General features: G+C 27.6%; 13 protein-coding genes and 1 riboswitch. Of the genes, 11 read left to right on the forward strand and 2 right to left on the reverse strand.

The window, feature by feature from the left end; genetic code table 11:
* Positions 1 to 19 precede the first annotated feature (19 nt).
* The 3 genes from dinB (at position 20) to ABCM86_RS05340 (ending at position 2,543) form a co-directional block, all read left to right on the forward strand.
* Entirely contained in the window at positions 20 to 1,129 is a 1,110-nt protein-coding gene (dinB, locus tag ABCM86_RS05330) for a DNA polymerase IV (RefSeq protein ID WP_343003657.1), read from the forward strand.
* A 130-nt stretch (positions 1,130 to 1,259) separates the two neighbouring features.
* A riboswitch (cobalamin riboswitch) is annotated at positions 1,260 to 1,456 on the forward strand.
* 353 nt (positions 1,457 to 1,809) lie between these two features.
* Positions 1,810 to 2,103, forward strand: coding sequence for a metal-sensitive transcriptional regulator (locus ABCM86_RS05335; protein WP_195931864.1), 294 nt, complete (start codon positions 1,810 to 1,812; stop codon positions 2,101 to 2,103).
* Between the two features lie 11 nt (positions 2,104 to 2,114).
* Positions 2,115 to 2,543: a SoxR reducing system RseC family protein gene (locus ABCM86_RS05340; RefSeq protein WP_195931865.1), complete on the forward strand. Its 429-nt coding sequence runs from the start codon at positions 2,115 to 2,117 to the stop codon at positions 2,541 to 2,543.
* A 49-nt stretch (positions 2,544 to 2,592) separates the two neighbouring features.
* Here ABCM86_RS05340 and ABCM86_RS05345 read toward each other — a convergent pair whose 3' ends face one another.
* Together ABCM86_RS05345 and ABCM86_RS05350 are read right to left on the reverse strand one after the other, a co-directional pair.
* Complete coding sequence (locus ABCM86_RS05345) at positions 2,593 to 3,075, reverse strand: threonine/serine exporter family protein (RefSeq protein WP_195931866.1); 483 nt, start codon at positions 3,073 to 3,075, stop codon at positions 2,593 to 2,595.
* 4 nt (positions 3,076 to 3,079) lie between these two features.
* Positions 3,080 to 3,865, reverse strand: a complete 786-nt coding sequence (locus tag ABCM86_RS05350) for a threonine/serine exporter family protein (protein WP_195931867.1) — start codon at positions 3,863 to 3,865, stop codon at positions 3,080 to 3,082.
* 520 nt (positions 3,866 to 4,385) lie between these two features.
* On the opposite strand from ABCM86_RS05350, the gene ABCM86_RS05355 reads away from it, so the two are divergent.
* The 8 genes from ABCM86_RS05355 to addA all read left to right on the forward strand — a co-directional run bounded on the left by ABCM86_RS05355 (position 4,386) and on the right by addA (position 20,076).
* The gene (locus ABCM86_RS05355; RefSeq protein ID WP_195931898.1) at positions 4,386 to 5,759 is read left to right on the forward strand and encodes a hypothetical protein; all 1,374 of its coding nucleotides are present in this window, start codon (positions 4,386 to 4,388) and stop codon (positions 5,757 to 5,759) included.
* Positions 5,760 to 5,863: 104 nt separating this feature from the next.
* Positions 5,864 to 6,349 (forward strand): hypothetical protein, encoded by a 486-nt coding sequence (locus ABCM86_RS05360; RefSeq protein WP_295675677.1) that lies wholly within the window; start codon positions 5,864 to 5,866, stop codon positions 6,347 to 6,349.
* A 226-nt stretch (positions 6,350 to 6,575) separates the two neighbouring features.
* Positions 6,576 to 7,541, forward strand: coding sequence for a dipeptidase (locus ABCM86_RS05365; RefSeq protein WP_195931845.1), 966 nt, complete (start codon positions 6,576 to 6,578; stop codon positions 7,539 to 7,541).
* A gap of 90 nt (positions 7,542 to 7,631) precedes the next feature.
* A complete protein-coding gene (locus ABCM86_RS05370; protein ID WP_343003658.1) occupies positions 7,632 to 9,491 on the forward strand; it encodes a UvrD-helicase domain-containing protein in 1,860 nt (619 codons plus the stop codon).
* Entirely contained in the window at positions 9,484 to 11,694 is a 2,211-nt protein-coding gene (locus ABCM86_RS05375) for an ATP-dependent helicase (RefSeq protein ID WP_195930715.1), read from the forward strand. The genes ABCM86_RS05370 and ABCM86_RS05375 overlap by 8 nt, the downstream gene beginning before the upstream one ends.
* Complete coding sequence (locus ABCM86_RS05380; protein ID WP_343003659.1) at positions 11,694 to 12,467, forward strand: PD-(D/E)XK nuclease family protein; 774 nt, start codon at positions 11,694 to 11,696, stop codon at positions 12,465 to 12,467. Before ABCM86_RS05375 ends, ABCM86_RS05380 begins: the two co-directional genes overlap by 1 nt.
* A complete protein-coding gene (gene addB / locus ABCM86_RS05385; RefSeq protein ID WP_343003660.1) occupies positions 12,467 to 15,922 on the forward strand; it encodes a helicase-exonuclease AddAB subunit AddB in 3,456 nt (1,151 codons plus the stop codon). The genes ABCM86_RS05380 and addB overlap by 1 nt, the downstream gene beginning before the upstream one ends.
* Positions 15,922 to 20,076, forward strand: coding sequence for a helicase-exonuclease AddAB subunit AddA (addA, locus tag ABCM86_RS05390; RefSeq protein ID WP_343003661.1), 4,155 nt, complete (start codon positions 15,922 to 15,924; stop codon positions 20,074 to 20,076). Before addB ends, addA begins: the two co-directional genes overlap by 1 nt.
* The last annotated feature ends 49 nt before the right edge of the window (positions 20,077 to 20,125 follow it).

Genomic DNA, 20,125 nt, shown 5'->3' on the forward strand with positions numbered 1-20,125 from the left:
TATAAAAAAGGTGATTTAAATGGAGCAAATTAGGAAAATAATACATATAGATATGGATGCCTTTTTTGCATCTGTAGAACAAAGGGACAATCCAAATTTAAAAGGGAAACCAGTTATAGTAGGAGGAAGCCCAAACAGTAGAGGAGTAGTGGCGACTTGTTCTTATGAAGCTAGAAGATACGGGATTCATTCCGCAATGCCATCAAAAATAGCTCAAAAAAGATGCCCCTATGCCGTTTTTGTAAGACCTAGATTTAATACTTATAGACAAGTATCAAACCAAATAAGAGATATATTTCATAGGTATACAGATTTAGTAGAGCCGTTATCATTAGACGAAGCTTTCTTAGATGTGACTAATCCCAAAATACCTATAAAATATGCTACAACTATTGCAAAGTTTATAAAAAGAGATATCTTAATGGAGACAGGACTTACTGCTTCTGCGGGTATTTCATACAACAAATTTCTGGCTAAATTAGCATCTGACTATAATAAACCAAATGGATTTACAGTAATAACCCCAGATAATGCTCAAGATTTTTTAGATAAATTACAAATACAAAAGTTTTTTGGTATTGGAAAGGTAACTGCTAAAACACTAAAACTTATGGGAATAAATAATGGATACGATCTTAGACAACTTAGTTTATATGAATTAGAAAAATTGTTTAAAAGCAGAGGATATATTTATTATAATTTTGCGAGAGGAATAGATAATAGACCTGTTGAACCATATAGAGAACGTAAATCTGTAGGTTCAGAAACAACACTAGACCACAATTACAGATTAGATGAAGAAGAACTTGTAAATATATTAGATGAATTATGTCTAGATGTAAGCAATAGAATTATGTATTTAAATAAATTAGGCAAAACAGTAACACTTAAGATGAAGTTTGAGGATTTTACACAAATAACGCGCAGTACAAGTCTAGAATACGGAATAAACTCACATAAAGATATAAGAAAAAATATATACAATCTATTTAGAAATATACAGTGTAATAATCTACAAATACGTTTAGTAGGTGTAACTTTATCAAATTTAATAGATATAAATGAGAGTACACACAATATAACACTATTTGAATATATGGAAAATATAAGCGCTGATAAAGATGATTAAAATAAATTTATTTAAATATTGTATAATAAAATAGCATATCATAAAGTATTATAATTTATTGAAAAAATTGTAAAATAAGGATATAATTAAGTATACACATTGTTGTATAGATTTTTTGAATAAGATTCACGAATTGAATATTGTTCAAGGTGTATTTAAAACAATACTTAAAAGGGAATGTGGTGAAAAGCCACAGCAGCCCCCGCTACTGTAAGAATGACGAAAGCTTAAGGTTTTGGAGAACTTAACCTCCACTGTTAAATCGGGAAGGAGAAGCAAGTAGGATGATTTCAAGCCAGGAGACCTGCCTAAAATGATACATGCTCTTTCGGAGGGAGAGAAATACTGTAATATGGGTTATTTATAATCGCGCGGAAAATAGACAATATACATATTATAGATTTTTTTGGGACCGAAGAAAATGGTTCTTTTTTTGTGAATAATAAAAGAACATTAATTCAATTTGTGAGTCTTATTTTATTGGATAAATTTAATAAAAAGAAAGTGTAATATTTAGTAACTTAGATATTTAAAGTTAAACATATTAGTAAGATTTTAAAATAATAAAAAATATATAATAAACCATTTTTTGAAATATGAAAATGAATAATTTTTAGGAGTTAAATTTACACTTTTTTAATGATATAATAATATATATCACTAATAAGAGGTGTTAAATAATGAGTGAAAAAAAATTGGCTAAAGGAAATGACAAAGCTGCACTAAATAGAAGGCTTAAGAGAATTGAAGGACAAGTAAAAGGAATTCAAAAAATGGTAGAAGATGATAGATATTGTGTAGATATATTAGTTCAAATATCAGCAATTAGATCTGCTATAGATAATGTAGGCACAATGATACTAGAAAACCATATTAAGGGCTGTGTTTCTAATGATATAAAATATGGAAATGAAGAAGAAAGTGAAGCGGCAATTAAGGAATTAATGGATACAATAAAAAAATTCACAAAATAGGGGGGGCTATTATGAATCAACAGGGGTTTATAGTTGAAATAGTAGATGATAAAACTGCTAAAATGCGTATGCAAAGACATTCTGCATGTGCTTCATGTGGTAAATGTGCAAAATTAACTTCAGAAAGTCAAGATTTAATAGTAGAAGTCGACAATCAAATTGGAGCAAAAGTAGGGGATCACGTAGAAGTTAGTATGGATAGTGTAAAAGTAATGAAAGCAACTATGTTGGCATATATGTTGCCACTAGTATTTTTAATTGCAGGGACAGCTATATGCTTTTTTGTACTTAATAATATAAACTTTAACGGTCCAATAGAATTATTAAGTGGACTATGTGGATTATTATGTACATTTTTAAGCTATCTTTATCTAAGAAAAAACGATAAAAAATATAGAGAGAGCAGAGATTATATTCCGATAGTAGTGAGAATAATTTAAATATAAGGGGTTTTGTAGCTGTAATTAATAAACCACAGCCACAAAACCCCTATTTTTCTAACTTTTCTTCAAGTTTTTTTAAATGCATCTTTTTAACAAGTATATAATAAGTTTTTGTAAAAGATGTAATTATAAGAATTCCGATTGCTATTCCAGTACTTTTAAATAGAGAATCCGTTCCAGTAGATACAGCAAGTGCATAATCTTTTTGAACTAATGAATACATAGTATTATATAATCCAAGACCAGGCACAAGTGGAAGTATTCCAGGTATTATAAAGTTTATAGCTGGATATTTTAATTTACGAGCTAAAATTTCACTAAATAATGAAACAACAGCAGATGCTATAACCATAGAAAATACATTTGAAATATATTCTGAGTTAGCCATAACAACATAAGTACACCATCCTATACCACCTACTATACCACATGGAATAAGTGATTTTTTAGGTGCATTAAAGAATATAGAAAAACCTGCTGTAACTGCAAATGAAAATATAAAGTTTATTATTAAATCTTTAATAGTCATTTAATCAACCTCCAATTTTAATCCAAAAATCAAGTACAACACCGACTCCTACAGCTATAGCTCCTGCTGTTAAAAATGCTTCAAATACACGAGAAACACCAGAAACTAAATCACCAGATATTAAATCCCTAAGTCCTTTTACGAAAGCAACTCCAGGAAGTAGAGGCATTATAGAACCTACTATAAGCATTTTAGGGTCATGTAAAATTCCAATCTGACAAAAAGCAACCCCAAACGTAGCTATTGCAAATGAAGATACTAATGTAGCCATAAATGCCATAGAGTTAAGTTTCATTATTCCATTATATATAATAGTTCCAACAACTGAGATTATTAATGTAAGTAAAAAATCTGCTATACTTGTACCACCTATTAAATAAGCGAAACATGCAGAAGAAATTGCAGTCCCCGCATAAAAAGAAATTATTCCATATGGTGGAGGTAAAGTAGCTATTTTTTTAAGTTTATTAATCGCTTCATCAGTTGTCATTTCAGGGTTTTGAACAAAATCTCTAGATACAGTATTTAAAAGGTCTATTTTGTTTAAGTCGATACTTCTACGCTTTATAGTTCTCATAAATGACAATCCGTCGAACTTATCATCTGCAATTATTATACACGTAGGAGTTGTAAATACATTAATATGTCTGTATCCACGAGAAGTACAAACTCTTAAAACACTGTCTTCCGCACGAGATGTTTCTACACCATTAGTCAACATTAATTCTCCTAGAAAAAGAGCAAACCTAAGAATCTCTTTTTTCTGTATTAATTGATATTCTTCCCTCATAAAATCATCTTATTGTCAAAAATATAATTTTGACAGACTCCTTTCCTTTTTATTTAGTTTTTTCATAGTAATAATTAGACTATTATAATATGTTATTAAACATCTAATACTAATTAATTTAGTGAGAAATAGTCTAAATTGGATTTTTTACTTAAAAAACCTATGTATATATTTACTATATTATACTTGATTATATCAAAAAAATAAAAAATGTATATATATATTATTTTAAACTTAAATAATATATAGCGCTTCCGATATATTATAAAAAATTATTATACATAATTTGGCCAAAGATTTAAATATATATTTTTAATATATCCTCAAAAATTTAATTTATTATAAAGTTGTAGCAAAGTAATTATAAAAATACAGTTATTTATAATTAAATAAATAATTTATCATAAATGCTTAATAAATTAAGAAATGTGCTTATTTTCATATGTTATATCAATGTAACCAAAATTTAACACAATCATATAATACTATTATCTAAAAATTGAAAAGGAGAATAAAGTATATGACATTAACAGGAGCGCATTATATTTATATTTTATTCATGGTTATAGTCCTTGTAACTATGATTATGAAAAAGGATGTTATAATTCCGTGTATCCTAGGAATCTTTTGTCTAGGATTGTTTTATACGCATAATATTGCAGGATCGTTAGGAGCAGTATTTAATTCATTTATTGTGTCTTTAAATGAACTCGGTTCCATAATTTTGATTATATCTATTATGGTTGCGTTGTCAAAAACACTGGAAACAAATAAAGCCATAAATTATATGGTTAAACCTTTTTCACGATTTATAAAGAATCCTACATCAGCATTCTTTGTAACAGGTTTAGTTATGTTACTACTTTCTTGGTTTTTCTGGCCAACACCAGCAGTAGCATTAGTAGGAGCGGTTTTCCTACCAGTTGCTTTAAATGCAGGTCTTCCAGCTATAGGTGTGGCAGTAGCGCTAAATCTATTTGGGCATGGTTTAGCATTATCTACTGACTTTGTAATTCAAGGTGCACCAGCTATAACAGCAGGAGCTGCAGGGATTGAAATATCTCAAGTAATTCAAGAAGGTATGCCTTTGTATTGGGTTATGGCAATAGTTACAATAGGTGTAGCTTTTTATGGACTTAGAAAAGATATCAAAAAAGGAAAATTTGATTTAGAATTACAAGCTGTAGAGCATGAAGAAATCACAGAATTTAATCCAAAAGCAAAAATAGCTGTATTTTTAGTATTAATAGGATTTGCTTTAGATATAGTAGCAATGTATGTATTCAAATTAACAGGTGGAGATGCAGCTGCATTATTAGGTGGAACTGCTGTACTTCTTATAATAATAATTAATATAATGAATTTTAATAAAAAATGTTTTGAACAAACATGTGATAATATTATAGAAGGATTTGTATTTGGTATTAAGATATTTGCAGCAATAATTCCTATAGCAGCATTCTTCTATATGGGTGAAGTTGCGCCAATAACTGCTGTATTAGGTGAAGTATTGCCAAGTGGCTCACAAGGTTTATTATCTGATATGGGTGTAGCATTATCAAATACAATACCACTTAACAAATTTGCAGTTTGTAGTATACAGACAGTAGTAGGTGCAATAACAGGTCTTGATGGATCTGGATTCTCAGGTATATCATTAGTAGGTTCTTTAGCTAACGTATTTGGTACAGCTGTAAACGGTAGCGTAGGAGCTTTATGTGCATTAGGTCAAATTGCAGGTATATGGACTGGTGGAGGATGTTTAGTTCCTTGGGGATTAATTTCAGCAGCAGCAATATGTGGTGTAAGCCCAATAGAACTTGCAAAGAGAAACTTAAAACCTATATTAATAGGATTTGCTGTTACTACAATAGTAGCTGTATTTATAATTTAATATAACGTATTTATAAACTTAAAATAACATATATTTATTAATAAAAGAGTCACAATCCCTTTATTTTGTGAATATAATAAAATAAAGGGATTAGAGGTGACTTTATGGAGAGAATAATTAAATACGGAGGAAAATTATTTTTTGGCAGTTTAATTATATGTATATTGTCATTTTTTTATTTTAAGTTAATTCCTTATAGTCAAATAAGCAATTTAATTGGATATATATTTTTGGAAATATTCCTTATTTATAGTTTTTATATAGGTTATAGATATAAATTAAGTATAAAAGAATCTTTGATGAGTGGAATTTTGGGGTGCGGAGTTGGACTATTTTTGTTATTTTTTGCAACTTATACGTATTATATAATTGATACGTATTGGGGAATTTGGATGGTAGAATTCTATTTTATACCAACAATGTCACTTATAAATGATTTTTTTGAGAATATAACACTTAGTTATACAGTTGTTTTAATAATGCTTAATATATTTTTAGTATTATTAGGTTCAAGGGTAAGATTTATAAAAGAGAAAATAATTTCGATTAAACAAAAAAATAATTTATGTACAAAAAAAGACTTCTTATAATATGAGAAGTCTTTTTTTTATAAGAAAATTATATTGATTTATAATTTGATATAAGTTCAATAATAGAGTTTAATATATAATTATAATATTGAAACTATAAATTAATAGTTTAGTTGAGATTTATTTTATGATTTTATATCATTTTAGATAATTAATAATAATAATTTATTATCACAAGAAGATTATGATAAATAAAAAATATATTATAAAGTTTTGGAGGCTTAATATGAAGGTTATAGATATGCATTGTGATACAATGAAGGCGATTTTAGATAATCGAGATGAAAATAGATATGTTAATTTAAAAAAGAATGGTTTTAGTGTTGATATAGAGAAAATGAAACAAGGAGATTATATGTTACAAGTATTTGCAGCATTTACAAATATGGCCGAGGGCGATACACTAGTAAACTGTTTGAGAACTATTGATCTTTTTCACGACGAAATAAAAGCAAATTCACAAGATATAGGGATAGTTTTGAGCTATGATGATATATTAAAAAATATAGAGCAAAATAAAATGAGTGCGCTTTTATCTATAGAAGAAGGGGCTTGCTGTAAAGGTGATTTAGGTATTCTTAGAAATTTTTATAGACTGGGTGTTAGGATGATGACTTTAACTTGGAATTATGAAAATGAGCTTGGATTCCCAAATGAAATAATAAACAATAAATTAGTTTGTGATAGAGGATTAAAAGACAGAGGATTTGAATTTATAGAAGAAATGGAGAATCTAGGTATTATTATAGATGTATCTCATTTATCAGATGCTGGATTTTATGATATTTTAAATAATACTAAAAAGCCATTTGTTGCAAGTCATTCAAATGCAAGGAGCATTTGTAATCACCGTCGCAACATGACCGATGATATGATAAAAAAACTAGCAGACAGAGGCGGAGTTATGGGTCTTAATTTTTATTCTAACTTTTTAAATGAAAATACAAAGTTTAGCGACTTATCAAAATTAGACGACATGATAAAACACTTAAAACATATTAAAAATATAGGTGGAATAGAAGTTATAGGATTAGGAAGTGACTTTGACGGAATAGATTGTAAAGTAGAAATTGAAAATGCATCAAAAATGCAAATTTTAGCGGAAAAGATAAAAAAAGAAGGATTTACGGAAGATGAAGTAGAACATATATTCTATAAAAATGTTTTGAATTTATTCAAAGAAATATTATAATATATTTTAAACAAGAAAATAAATTTTTAAAAATATATAAAATTAAAGCTTGCTATATGCAGGCTTTAATGTTTTAAGAGAGGTGACAGTATGATTACTAAATTGCACAATAAAAATAAAATCTTAGATAAATATATAGAAATAATAAAACAAAATAACTTTAAATCAAGTGATATACTTGTGTTTGTGGATAATAATATAAATCGACTAGAGTATATAAAAAAGATAGAACTTAAAATAAGTGAAGAACTTAAGATATGTACATATAGTCAATTTGTAAGGGGCGAAATAATAACATACTGGCCGATTATTTTAAATGATTGCGAAGATATAATAAAAAAGAATTTGACGCCGACATTTATATCTAGTAATTTAAAGACGTATATATTTGAAAAAAAGGTAGAAATGAAGAGAAATAAGGAAAATTATTTTGACGATATTACGGGGACTAACAAATCAATAGCATCTAATATTATGAATAATTTAGATAATGCTATTTATAATCAAATAGATTATAAAAAAATAGGAAAAAAGATTTACAACTCAAAAGCTAATAAAGAGAATATCAAAGACAAATCTTATATTGAAATGGAAAAAATAATAGAAGAATATCTAAATGAAATGATAAGCAACTCCATGGTAGATGATAGTATAAGTATTTACCTATACAATCAGTATCTATTAAAAAATAAATTATATAAAGAACAATTATTAAATAGATATAAATACTTATTTATAGACGATTTACAAAATATAAGTGTTAGTCAGGTAAACTTGATAAAAGAATTTGACAATAATGAAAAAGAAATATTTGTTTATTGCTATCACAGTAGGTATTTCTCTTCATTTATCAAAAATGATATTAACTATGTATATAAACAATTATTAGGACGAGATGAAACTTACAGCAATATAGGAGTTTTTGATTTAATTAATGAAAATGCAAGTATAGAGTTGGACCAAAGTAGTCAGCTATATGGCGAAATGATAGAGAATATATCACAAAAAATAGAAAGCTTAATTTCAAATGGAGTTTCTAAAAAAGATATTGTAGTAATAAATCCTATAAATACTCCAGTATTAGATTATGAAATTACAAATAAGTTAAAGGCTAAAGATATAGAGATATTAAATACAAAGAAAACAAGCAAAATAATAGATTATCCATATGGAAATTTATTATATGTTGCAGTCGCTATATATTGCGAACTTCAATCTCATATAAAAGAAGAAGAGTATATAAATTTTATTCAGATTTTATTTAATTTAAATAGGATAAAATCATATAAAATCTATAGAAATAGGGATAAAGAAGAAGATTATAAACAAATAATAAAATATATAGATGAAAAACGAAAAGAAAAGCTCAGTATAGGAGAGTTTCTAACTAAATTTTATATAGATAAAGTTTTAAATTTAAAAGATGGAAAAGAAAATGTATCTATTTGTAAAAATATAATTGAAGAAAGTGAGTCATTTATAGACTCTTTAGATAAATTAGATTTAAATAAAAATGCAGATGAAGTATTTATAATATCATTAAAAAAATTTATAAAAGACTACTTTAATGCAAGACAAATAGAAGAAATAAAAGATAGAGATGCAGTATTAATAACGACACCTTTTTCTTATATATCAAATAATATTAAAAGAAAGACTCAAATATGGGTAGATATAGGAAGTAATACTTGGAATATGAAGATAGAAAAAGATTTAGCAAATCCACTTGTCTTAAAAAAATCTTTTAGAGATGAAGATATATACACAAGTGATATGGAGGAAAGTTATAAAAAGTACTTCTTATACAACACTGTTTATAATTTGCTAAAATACGCTGAAAATGTATATGCATATAAAAGTGATTATTCTATAAATGGGTATATACAAGAAGGTGGATTATACAGCTTACTGCTTAGACTTATAAATAAAGGAGGGGACGCTCTTGAGTAAGATAAATTATAGAAAAGACCAAATACCAATAATGAACTATGAAAATGGGACGATGGCAGTGCCGGCAGTACCAGGAGCGGGAAAGACTTTTATAGTGACAAATTTAGTTACTAAACTACTAGCAGAAAATAAAAATGAAAAAGGGAAGATATTGATTCTTACATATATGAACAGTGCCGCAAATAATTTTAAAGGCAGAATAAAAAAGATTTTAGAAGAAAAGGGAATAGACTCTACTAACGGATTTGAAGTAATGACGATACATTCTCTTGCAGCTAAAATAATAAAAGAAAAGCCAGAAGTCATGATGTTGAGTGAAGACTTTAATATTGCAGATGATCTTCAAAAAACGATGATGTTAAATGACTGTATAAATACGTTTAGGGCTAGTGGAGGAGAAACTGCATATAGATATTTTTTAAAAGAGCAAAAAAATCAAATGTGGTACGATATACAACTTGAAGCGTGGCAAGATGGATTTTTTGAATTAGTAGCTAAAGCTATAAGTAGTTTAAAATACAACGATATAACCCCACAAAAGCTAGAAGAAAATACACTTAGCAACAAAGGTATTTTAAAAATGATAAGTTTTATATATAAAGATTATGATAAAAAATTAAAACAAAATGGTCTTTTAGATTATGATGATTTATTAATTTATGCTTATAAAACTTTGAGTATAGACGAGCAGCTAAGAGAAAAATTCCAAAATAGATATAAATATATATTTGAAGATGAATGTCAAGATTCTAATGAGATTCAAGGGAAGATAATAAAATTAATCTGTGAAAAAAACAATAACTTAGTTAGAGTTGGAGATGTAAATCAAAGTATAACAGGTACATTTTCTTCTTCTGATCCTAGATTCTTTAAGGAATTTATGGAAGAAGCTGATCATTGTTATGAAATGAATATGTCCAATAGAAGTTCAGCAGACATACTAGAACTTGCTAATAACTTAGTGGAGTTTGTATGTAATGATTTAGAAGAAACAGAATGTAGGGAAGCTCTACAACAAATAGAGATAGAAACAGTAGAAAAAGGACAAGGCTATAAAGAAAATCCTAATCCAGATAAATATCAAATAAATGCAATGTGGTATAAAACTTTTGAAGAAGAAATACTTCAAACAGTTAGATATGTAAAAGGATTAAAATTAAAATATCCAGAAAAGAGTATAGGAATTTTAGTTCCTTATAACTCACAATTAAGCCAAGTTTCAAAAGTTCTTGAACAAGAAGGACTAGAATTTGAAGAATTGGGGCCAAATTCAAAAAACAAAAGAAGGATAATCGATAATATAGCTAAAATAATAAATTTTATAATAAATTGTGACGATATAGAAGTTTTAATAGATGTCCTTTCTAGTGTATTTATAAAAACAGACAACAGAGAAGGCAAAAATGACTTTTTAAATATATTAAGAGAGTATAGTGTAGAAGAGTTGTTATATAGCAATGTAAAAGATAAACCTCTTATAATAGACGACAAATGTGAGATGTATATAACTTTTAAACAAGGACTAAATTCTTTAGTTGAAATTTTAGAACATTCTACAACAAAGATTGATGAGTTGATTTTATTTATTAAAGAAAAACTAGATTTAAAAGACGAAGAAAAGTCACTAGTTGATTATATTGCATTTTATGTTAGATATATTACAAATGAAATGCCAAATATAACGCTTTGGGAGATATACGACGTTTTATCTGACAATAAAAGCAAAGTATTTAATTATATGATAGATGTAGTATACGAAATAAATGGATATGAACCACAACCGGGAAGCATAACAGTATGCAATTATCATAAATCTAAAGGGATGGAATGGGATTGTGTATTTTTACTTCAATTGACGCAGTTTCATTTCCCAGATAATATAAATCAGAAGTTTCAATGTGATAAATGGTACTTAAAAGATAAATATAAAAATACTGAGGCTTTAATCAACAATCAAATAGACTTAATAGTAAATGGGAAGTTGACACAAAATTATTATAAACAGACGAAAATAGATATTATAAATGAAAAAATTAGGCTGTTATATGTAGGTATTACAAGAGCTAAGGAAATGCTTATAATGATGGGAAGTAGTTATAAATCAGAAGAAGAATCAAAAAACACTAAGAAAAAACAAGAGCCTTGTTTATATCTTAAAATATTAAATCAATTAATAAAAGAAAAAAGGGAGATGAATAAATAATGGATCAAAAACTTAAATATTTTCTATACAGTCAAAATTCATTAAACACATTTAAATCATGTCCTTTAAAGTTTAAATATAAATATATAGACAATATAAATTGGAGATTAGATTCCATAGAAAGCCGAGATTATTATGAAGGACTAAAATCGGGGAGTGAGTTTCATTTATTATGCGAAAGATATTTTAAAAATATTCCAATTGGAGAAAATATAAGTGAAGAGTTTAAATTATGGATAGAAAAGATAAAGGACATAATTTATATAGATGAATCTAAAATATATTTGCCAGAATACGAAGTTAGAATTAAAATAGGAGAAAATTACTTAACTGCAAAATACGATTTAGTAATTATAGATGATAACAGCATCGAAATTTGGGATTGGAAGACAGAATCACAAAACTCAAGCTATAAAAACATAGAAAATAGAATGCAGACAATAGTGTATATGTATCTAGCAAAAGAAGTAATTCAAAAGATTTACAATTTAAATATTGATACTGAAAATATAAGTATGAAGTACTTTAGATTGAAAATAGATAACTACCCTATAACTGTAAAATACAATAAAGAAAAACATCTAAAAAGTAAATATATTATAGAAAGCTTTATAAACAATATAAGCAATTTGGATTTTGATGGATATATACAAAAAAATAAAAATCACTGTAAATACTGTGAGTTTAATAAACTTTGTAACAATAAAAATATAAACTACGATATTATAGATGAAAATATAGATTTTGATGAAATGATAGAGGAGGAGGATTAATGGGACTTAGATTTGTATTTGGAAGAGGCGGAAGCGGAAAAAGTACATATTTGTTAAATGAAATAAAACAAAGAGTTCAAGACAATGAGACAACACCTGTAATATTATTAGTTCCAGAGCAGTATTCCTTCGAGATGGAGAAAAAAATAAGTTCTCTATATTTAGGAAAAGAAAAGGACAAGTATATGAGAACTAGAGTACTTACATTTAATACTATGAGTGCTCTTGTATTTACTAAAACAGGCGGTTTAACAGATGTAAATATAAATTCAAGTGGTAAAGCAATGATAACTTATAAAGCTATAGAAAAAGTAGCAAGTGAGTTAAATGTATTTTCAAAGGCAGCAGCACAAACTGGATTTGTAGGTTCAGTAAGTGAGATAATAAGCGAATTAAAACAATATAATGTAAATTACGATATGCTAGAGTATATAGCTGAAGATATTGAAAACGAAACACTTAGATTAAAATTAAAAGATGTAAGTAAAATATACGAAGCTTTTGAAAATGAGCTACACGAAAACTACGTAGACTCACAAGATATGCTTGGTTCTCTAGCTCAAAAGCTAGAAAATACTAGTTACTTTGATGGATGTTATGTATATATAGATGAATTTACAGGGTTTACACCAAAACAGTACTCTATTTTAGCAAAACTTCTTAAAAAGGCAAAAGAAGTTAGTATATCGCTTACTGTAGACAATGTAAACTACTTAAACTATAGAAAAAATGATCCATTCTCAAGAACTAAATACACTTATGAAAAGTTGAGAAAAATAGCTATGGATAATGGAGTAAAAATAAATCCATATATAGACTTAAATAAAGGTAAAATAAAGCGTTTTGAAAATAATAACGAGCTTTTACATTTAGAAAGATACTATAATGCTTATCCATACCATGATTATGAAAAAGAAGTTAATTATCTTAAGATAAAAGAATTTAACAACTTATATGAAGAAGTTGAACATATTGCAAAGGAAATAGTCAACTTAGTCAGAGATAAAAATATAAGATATAAAGATATAACTGTGGCGACAAGGGACTTAAATAGATATGACTTTTTAGTACATTCTATATTTAATGAGTACGAAATACCAAACTTTATAGATAAAAAAAGAGATGTCAAATCAAACCCAATAATAGTATTGATTACTTCAGCGCTTGAAATAAAAAATAAAAGATATTCATATGAAGTTATGTTTAGATACTTAAAAAGTGGACTTATAGGTCTTAGTGTAGATGAAGTCAGCTTAATCGAAAATTACGTAATATTAAACGGAATAAAAGGCAAGAAGTGGTTAGAAGAAAAATGGGAATATAGGGCTGTGAATAACTATAATTCTGATATAACAGAAGAAGAATCTCAAACTATACAAACTATAAATGAAATAAAAAATAGAGTTCTAAGTCCAGTTATAAAATTACAAAATAAATTAAAAGGCAAAAAAAGCTGTAGAGAGATCTGTAAAAATATATATGAATTTTTAGTAGAAATAGACATGGAACAAACTATTTACGACTTGGTTGAAGACTTTAAAGCTAAAGGTGAGTTGGAAGTTGCGAGCCAATACTCTCAAGTTTGGGATATAGTAATCGATATACTAGACCAAATTGTAGAGATAATGGGAGATGATGTCGTATCTATAGACAGATTTATTAAAATAATAAGCCTTGGATTTGAAGAATATGAATTGGGATTAGTCCCACCAAGTATAGACCAAGTTTTAGTCAGTAGTGTAGACAGAATGAAAAATCCAAACACAAAATACCTTTATTTAATTGGAGTTACTGACGGGATATTTCCGCTAATAGCTAAAGAAAAGGGAATATTAAACGACAAAGATAGAAATACCCTTATGGATAGAGGGGTTGAAATAGATATAGATAGTAAGACAAAGACTTTTGAAGAACAATTTTTAGTTTATAAGGCGCTTACTTCAACTTCAGAAAATCTTATATTAACTTATCCAGTTGCTGATTCAGAGGGAAGAAGTTTGAGACCGTCTATTATAATATCTAGGGTTAAAAAGATATTCCCAAAACTAGAAGTAGAAAGTTATTTACTAGAAAATAAAAGAGAAAATGAAGAAGAAATGATGGACGATATAACTGTTAAATCTCCAACATTTAATAAAATGGTAAATAAAATAAAATCATTTGACAATGGTGAAGAAATCGAAAATTTATGGCTAGATGTATATAGATATTTTGCAAATGACAATAAATATAGAGAAATTACAAGAAAAATAATTTCAGGACTTACTTATACGAATATGGTACACAAGGTATCACAAGAAAAAATAAATAAATTATACGAAACACATAATTTAAGTGTATCTAAGTTAGAAAAGTATTCAGCTTGTCCATTTGCCTACTTTATTCAATACGGGCTTAAGGCACAAGAAAGAAAAGAATATTCATTTGCTGCACCGGATTTAGGAACATTTATACATAACATAATGTACGAGTTCTCAAAATCACTAGAAAAAGATGGTCTTCATTGGAACCAAATTAACGAAGCCTATATAGATAAAAAGGTAAACTCTATTGTGGATTTCATGGTTTTACAAATTCCAGGATTTATATTAAATAGTTCACCAAGATATAAATACCTATCTTATAGACTTAAAAAAATGCTTATGGCAGCTATAAATATAATTGCCAAACAAATTAAATCTGGAGAATTTGAACCTATAGATTATGAAGTTAACTTTGGTCAAACGGGAAAATATCCACCTATAAGAATAATATTAGAAGATGGAACACAGATAAATCTAATCGGTCAAATAGATAGAATAGATGAATTTGATGAAGGTGATGATAGATATATAAGAATAATAGATTATAAATCATCAGATAAAAATGTAAACCTTACAGAAGTATACTACGGATTGCAACTTCAATTATTAGTATACTTAGACGCGATAATTGAAAGTGCAATGAAAAAAGGAACAAGTATCCATCCAGCGGCAATTTTATATTGTAAGATTGACAATCCAATTGCAAAGTTTAGCGAAAATAAAGATGAAGAACAGATAGACGAAGAAATATTAAAACAATCTAAGATGAAGGGACTTCTTGCAAAAGATGCCCACATAATAAAGAAAATGGATAAGGCACTTTATGAAGAAGATGTTAAAAACTCACTTATAGTTCCTGCTGGTTTAAATAAAGATGGAAGTCTATCAAAAAGTACAAATAGTGTAACATATCAAGAGTTTGAAATACTTAGAAAATATGTAAAACACGAGATAAAGGATTTATGTGAAGGTATGTTAGGTGGAGATATAAGTATAAGCCCTAATAAACATAAAGACAGGACTTCATGTGATTTCTGTATATATAACTCTATATGTCAGTTTGACCCTACACTTAAAGACAATAATTACAATATTATAAAAGATAAAAAGAACGAAGAAATTATTCAAATGATGGCAGAGGAGGTGGAATAATGAGTTCTCCAAAATGGACAAGTGAACAACAAAGTGTAATTGATAGTAGAGGTGGGAACTTATTAGTTGCAGCAGCTGCTGGCTCTGGTAAAACTGCTGTTCTTGTAGAACGTATAATACAGATGATTTTAAATCCAGACTTAAAAGTAGATATAGATAAATTATTAGTCGTTACATTTACAAATGCAGCAGCATCTGAGATGAGAGAGAGAATAGGAGATGCTATATCTAAGAAATTAGATGAAAATCCAGAAGATGAACACCTTCAAGACCAATTAGTACTTTTAAATAAAGCTAGTATAACGACAATACATTCATTTTGTTTAGAAGTTATAAAATCAAATTTTCATAAAATAAATTTAGACCCTAATTTTAGAATAGGTGATGAGACAGAGTGTTCTCTTATGAAATTAGAAGCTATAGATGAAGCATTTGATATTTTATATGAAGAACAAGACGAAGAGTTTTGTTATTTAGTAGATTGTTATGCCGAAAAAAGAGGAGATTCAAATTTACAAAACTTGATTTTATCTATATATAGTTTTGTTATGGCATCTCCATATCCAAAAGAATGGTTAATACAAAGTGCAGAAGATTTTAATATAGATGAAAACTTTGATTTTGCAACATCAAAATGGGCTAAAGCTATACTTGAAACTGTAAAAATACAAGTTGAAGGTGTGGAGGCATCTATGGCTAAGGCGATTGAAGATGTATCTGGGATAGAAGAGTTAGAGACTTTTATAGCTAAGTTAAAGATAGAGTATGAAAAAATAAAAGATATATTAGATGCATGTGATATATCTTGGAATGAGGCTTATTCACAAATAGCGACTATGCAATTTGAAAACTATGCAAAAGGAGTCAAAAGAATTCCAAAAGATGCACCACCTTATGTAAAAGAAGAAAAAGATAAAGCTAAAAACACTAGAGATAATGCTAAAAAATCTATAGAAAAAATAAAAACATCAGTATTTAGTAAACATTACGATGATTTAAAAGAAGAGATTAAATTTTTATATCCAGTAGTTAAATCGCTATCAGATGTAGTTTTAATATTTGATAAAATCTATAACCAGAAAAAACGAGACAAGGGAATTATAGATTTCCACGATATAGAGCATTTTGCACTACAAATTTTAACACAAACTGATGAAAATGGAGATTTCTTATTTGATAAAGATGGTAAAAATATACCTTCTGATATTGCGCTTGAATATAGAGAAAAATTCTATGAAATCTTTATAGATGAATACCAAGATAGTAACCAAGTACAGGAAGTTATCTTGTCTACAATAGCTAAACAAAATGAACCAAATAGGTTTATGGTTGGTGACGTTAAGCAGAGTATATACAGATTTAGACAGGCAAAACCAGAAATATTCCTTCAAAAATATGCGACTTATGATACTGATTTAAGCAGTAAATATAAAAAAATAATGCTTTATAAAAACTTCAGAAGTAGAAAAGAAGTAGTAGATAGTGTCAATTATATATTTGAGCATATTATGAGTAAAAATTTAGGTGAAATTGAGTATAACGAAGAAGAAAAACTAAACTTAGGGGCTAGTTTTGAAGAAGTAGATGACGAAAAAATAATACTAGGTGGGCCTACAGAAATTCATCTAATGGAAAAGAAAGTCGAAGAAGCTGAAAATCCAGAAAAGGATGAGGAAGAGTCAGAAGATCTAGATGCAAGTCAAATAGAAGCTAGAATGGTCGGTAAAATAATAAGAGATATTATGAGACCTAATGAAAATGGCGAAATAATGCAGGTATTTGACAAAAAAAGTGGAGAATATAGAAATATCGAATATAAAGATATTGTAATATTACTTAGAGCCACATCAGCATGGGCACCAGTATTTGCGGAAGAACTAATAAATATGGATATTCCGACATATGCAGATATGGGACAGGGATATTTTGAAACTATGGAAATACAAGTTATAATGTCTTTCCTAAAAGTAATAGATAATCCAATGCAAGATATTGCCCTTATTTCAGTACTTCGTTCTCCTATATATGGATTTACTCCAGAAGACTTTATAGATATAAGAACGGTAGATAAAAAGGTAAGTTTTTATGAAGCTATGAAAAAGTACGCTGGAGAAAGTATAGACTTAAGTATATCAGAAGAAGAAAATAGTGATGATGATAAAGATATAGATGAAGTTATAGACCAAGAAATTGAAAAGCTTAGCTCTACTATAATAACTCATATAGAAAATGAAGTTGATAATCAAAATATTCAAGATGAAATAGATGATTATTATCAAAATATAGACTACAGTGATTTTATATATGAAGATGAAGAAATAACATATAATGATGAGATTATATACGATCAAGATTATATAAACTATCAAGTAGATTCAGAAAATCAATACGATGAAGAGTTTAATAATCAATATAGCGAAGAATATATGTATCATAATCAAGATGATTCTATTTATAATATAGATTTAGAGACTCAAGATAAAAATCACCAAGAAGAAAAAACATTAAGTGAGCTTGATTTAAAAGTAAGAAGATTTTTAGATGATTTAAAAGAACTTCAAGAAAAATCTATGTATATGAGTACAGATGAATTTTTATGGTATATATATACAAATAGTGGATATTATGCATATTGTGGAGCTTTGCCAGGTGGAAGTCAAAGACAAGCTAATTTAAGAATTCTATTTGAAAGGGCTAAACAATTTGAAGAGACTAGCTTTAAAGGTATTTTTAACTTTATAAACTTTATAAGCAAACTTAAGAAATCTAATTCTGATATGGGAAGTGCAAAGACTTTAGGAGAAAATGCAAATGTAGTCAGAATAATGAGTATCCACAAAAGCAAAGGGCTAGAATTCCCAATCGTTATTTGCTCTGGCATGGGAAGAAACTTCAACACCATGGACTTTAGAAAAGACGTATTATATCATCATGAACTAGGGTATGGTCCACAGATTGTAGATTTTGAAAGAAGAATCTCGTATCCAAGTATTGCAAAAGAAGCTCTAAAATGCAAAATAAATATAGAAAATATATCAGAAGAGATGAGAATACTATATGTTGCACTTACTAGAGCGAAAGAAAAACTTATAATAACAGCATCTATAAAAGATATTGAGCAAACTATACATAAGTGGTCGTCAAATATATCTAATGAAAGAAGAGTTTCAAAATACGATATATTAAACGGTAAAAACTATCTAGATTGGATGATGCCAGCAGTTATAAAACATAGAGATTTAGAATCTATTAGAGAAAAATATAATATATGTACGAGAATATCACTAGAAGATGAATCAAGATGGTCTGTTAAGACTTGGGTTAGAGCTGATATAGATTTTGAAAAACATGAAAAAGAAGGCATCAGAGAAGTTTTAAATAATATTGATTTATCACAAAGTGATACACAATATTATGATCAAATACAAAATAAATTGAATTTTGAGTACCCGTATTTAGGTGTTGTAAAAAAAGCAGCAAGTATATCTGTTACTGAAATAAAAAAGAGACAAGAAGAATATGAAGAACAAGATGAATTATCAAATCTTTATAAAATGAAGACAACACTTAAAAAGCCAAAGTTCTTGAGTGAAGCTCAAACAAAAGAAAAAATAACAGGTGCGAGACGAGGTACAATAGTACACTTAATAATGGAGGTTTTAGACTTTAATAAAGTAAAAACAGAATCAGAGATAAAAGCTCAAATTGAAGATTTGATAAAACGAAGAGTTATAACAGAAAAAGAGTCTAAAGTTTTATCTCCTAGAAAAATACTTAAATTCTTTAAAAGCCCTATAGCGAAAAGAATATTATCATCAAACTTTGTCAAAAGAGAACAAAAGATATACACTCAGGTAAAAATGAATGATATATATTTAAATGACGATATTTTTAAGAATAATAGAGAAATATATGAAGATGAGTCTGTGATGCTTAGAGGAGTTATAGATTTATACTTTGAAGAAGATGATGGACTAGTAATTTTAGACTATAAGACAGATTGGATAGATAACAACAATAAAAAAGAAATTATCCATAAATATAAAAAACAATTAGAAATTTATGCAGAGGTACTTTCTACATTAACTGGTAAAAAAATAAAAGAAAAATATTTATATTTATTTAGTATAGATGAACAAGTAAAAATTGAGTAAAATAATCGGACACATATTAGTGGGCGAGGTATTAAAGGAGAGATAGATA

The organism is Clostridium sp. 2218st1_F5_2218SCRN_220325 (genome assembly GCF_039062665.1).
GTDB lineage: Bacteria > Bacillota > Clostridia > Peptostreptococcales > Peptostreptococcaceae > Intestinibacter.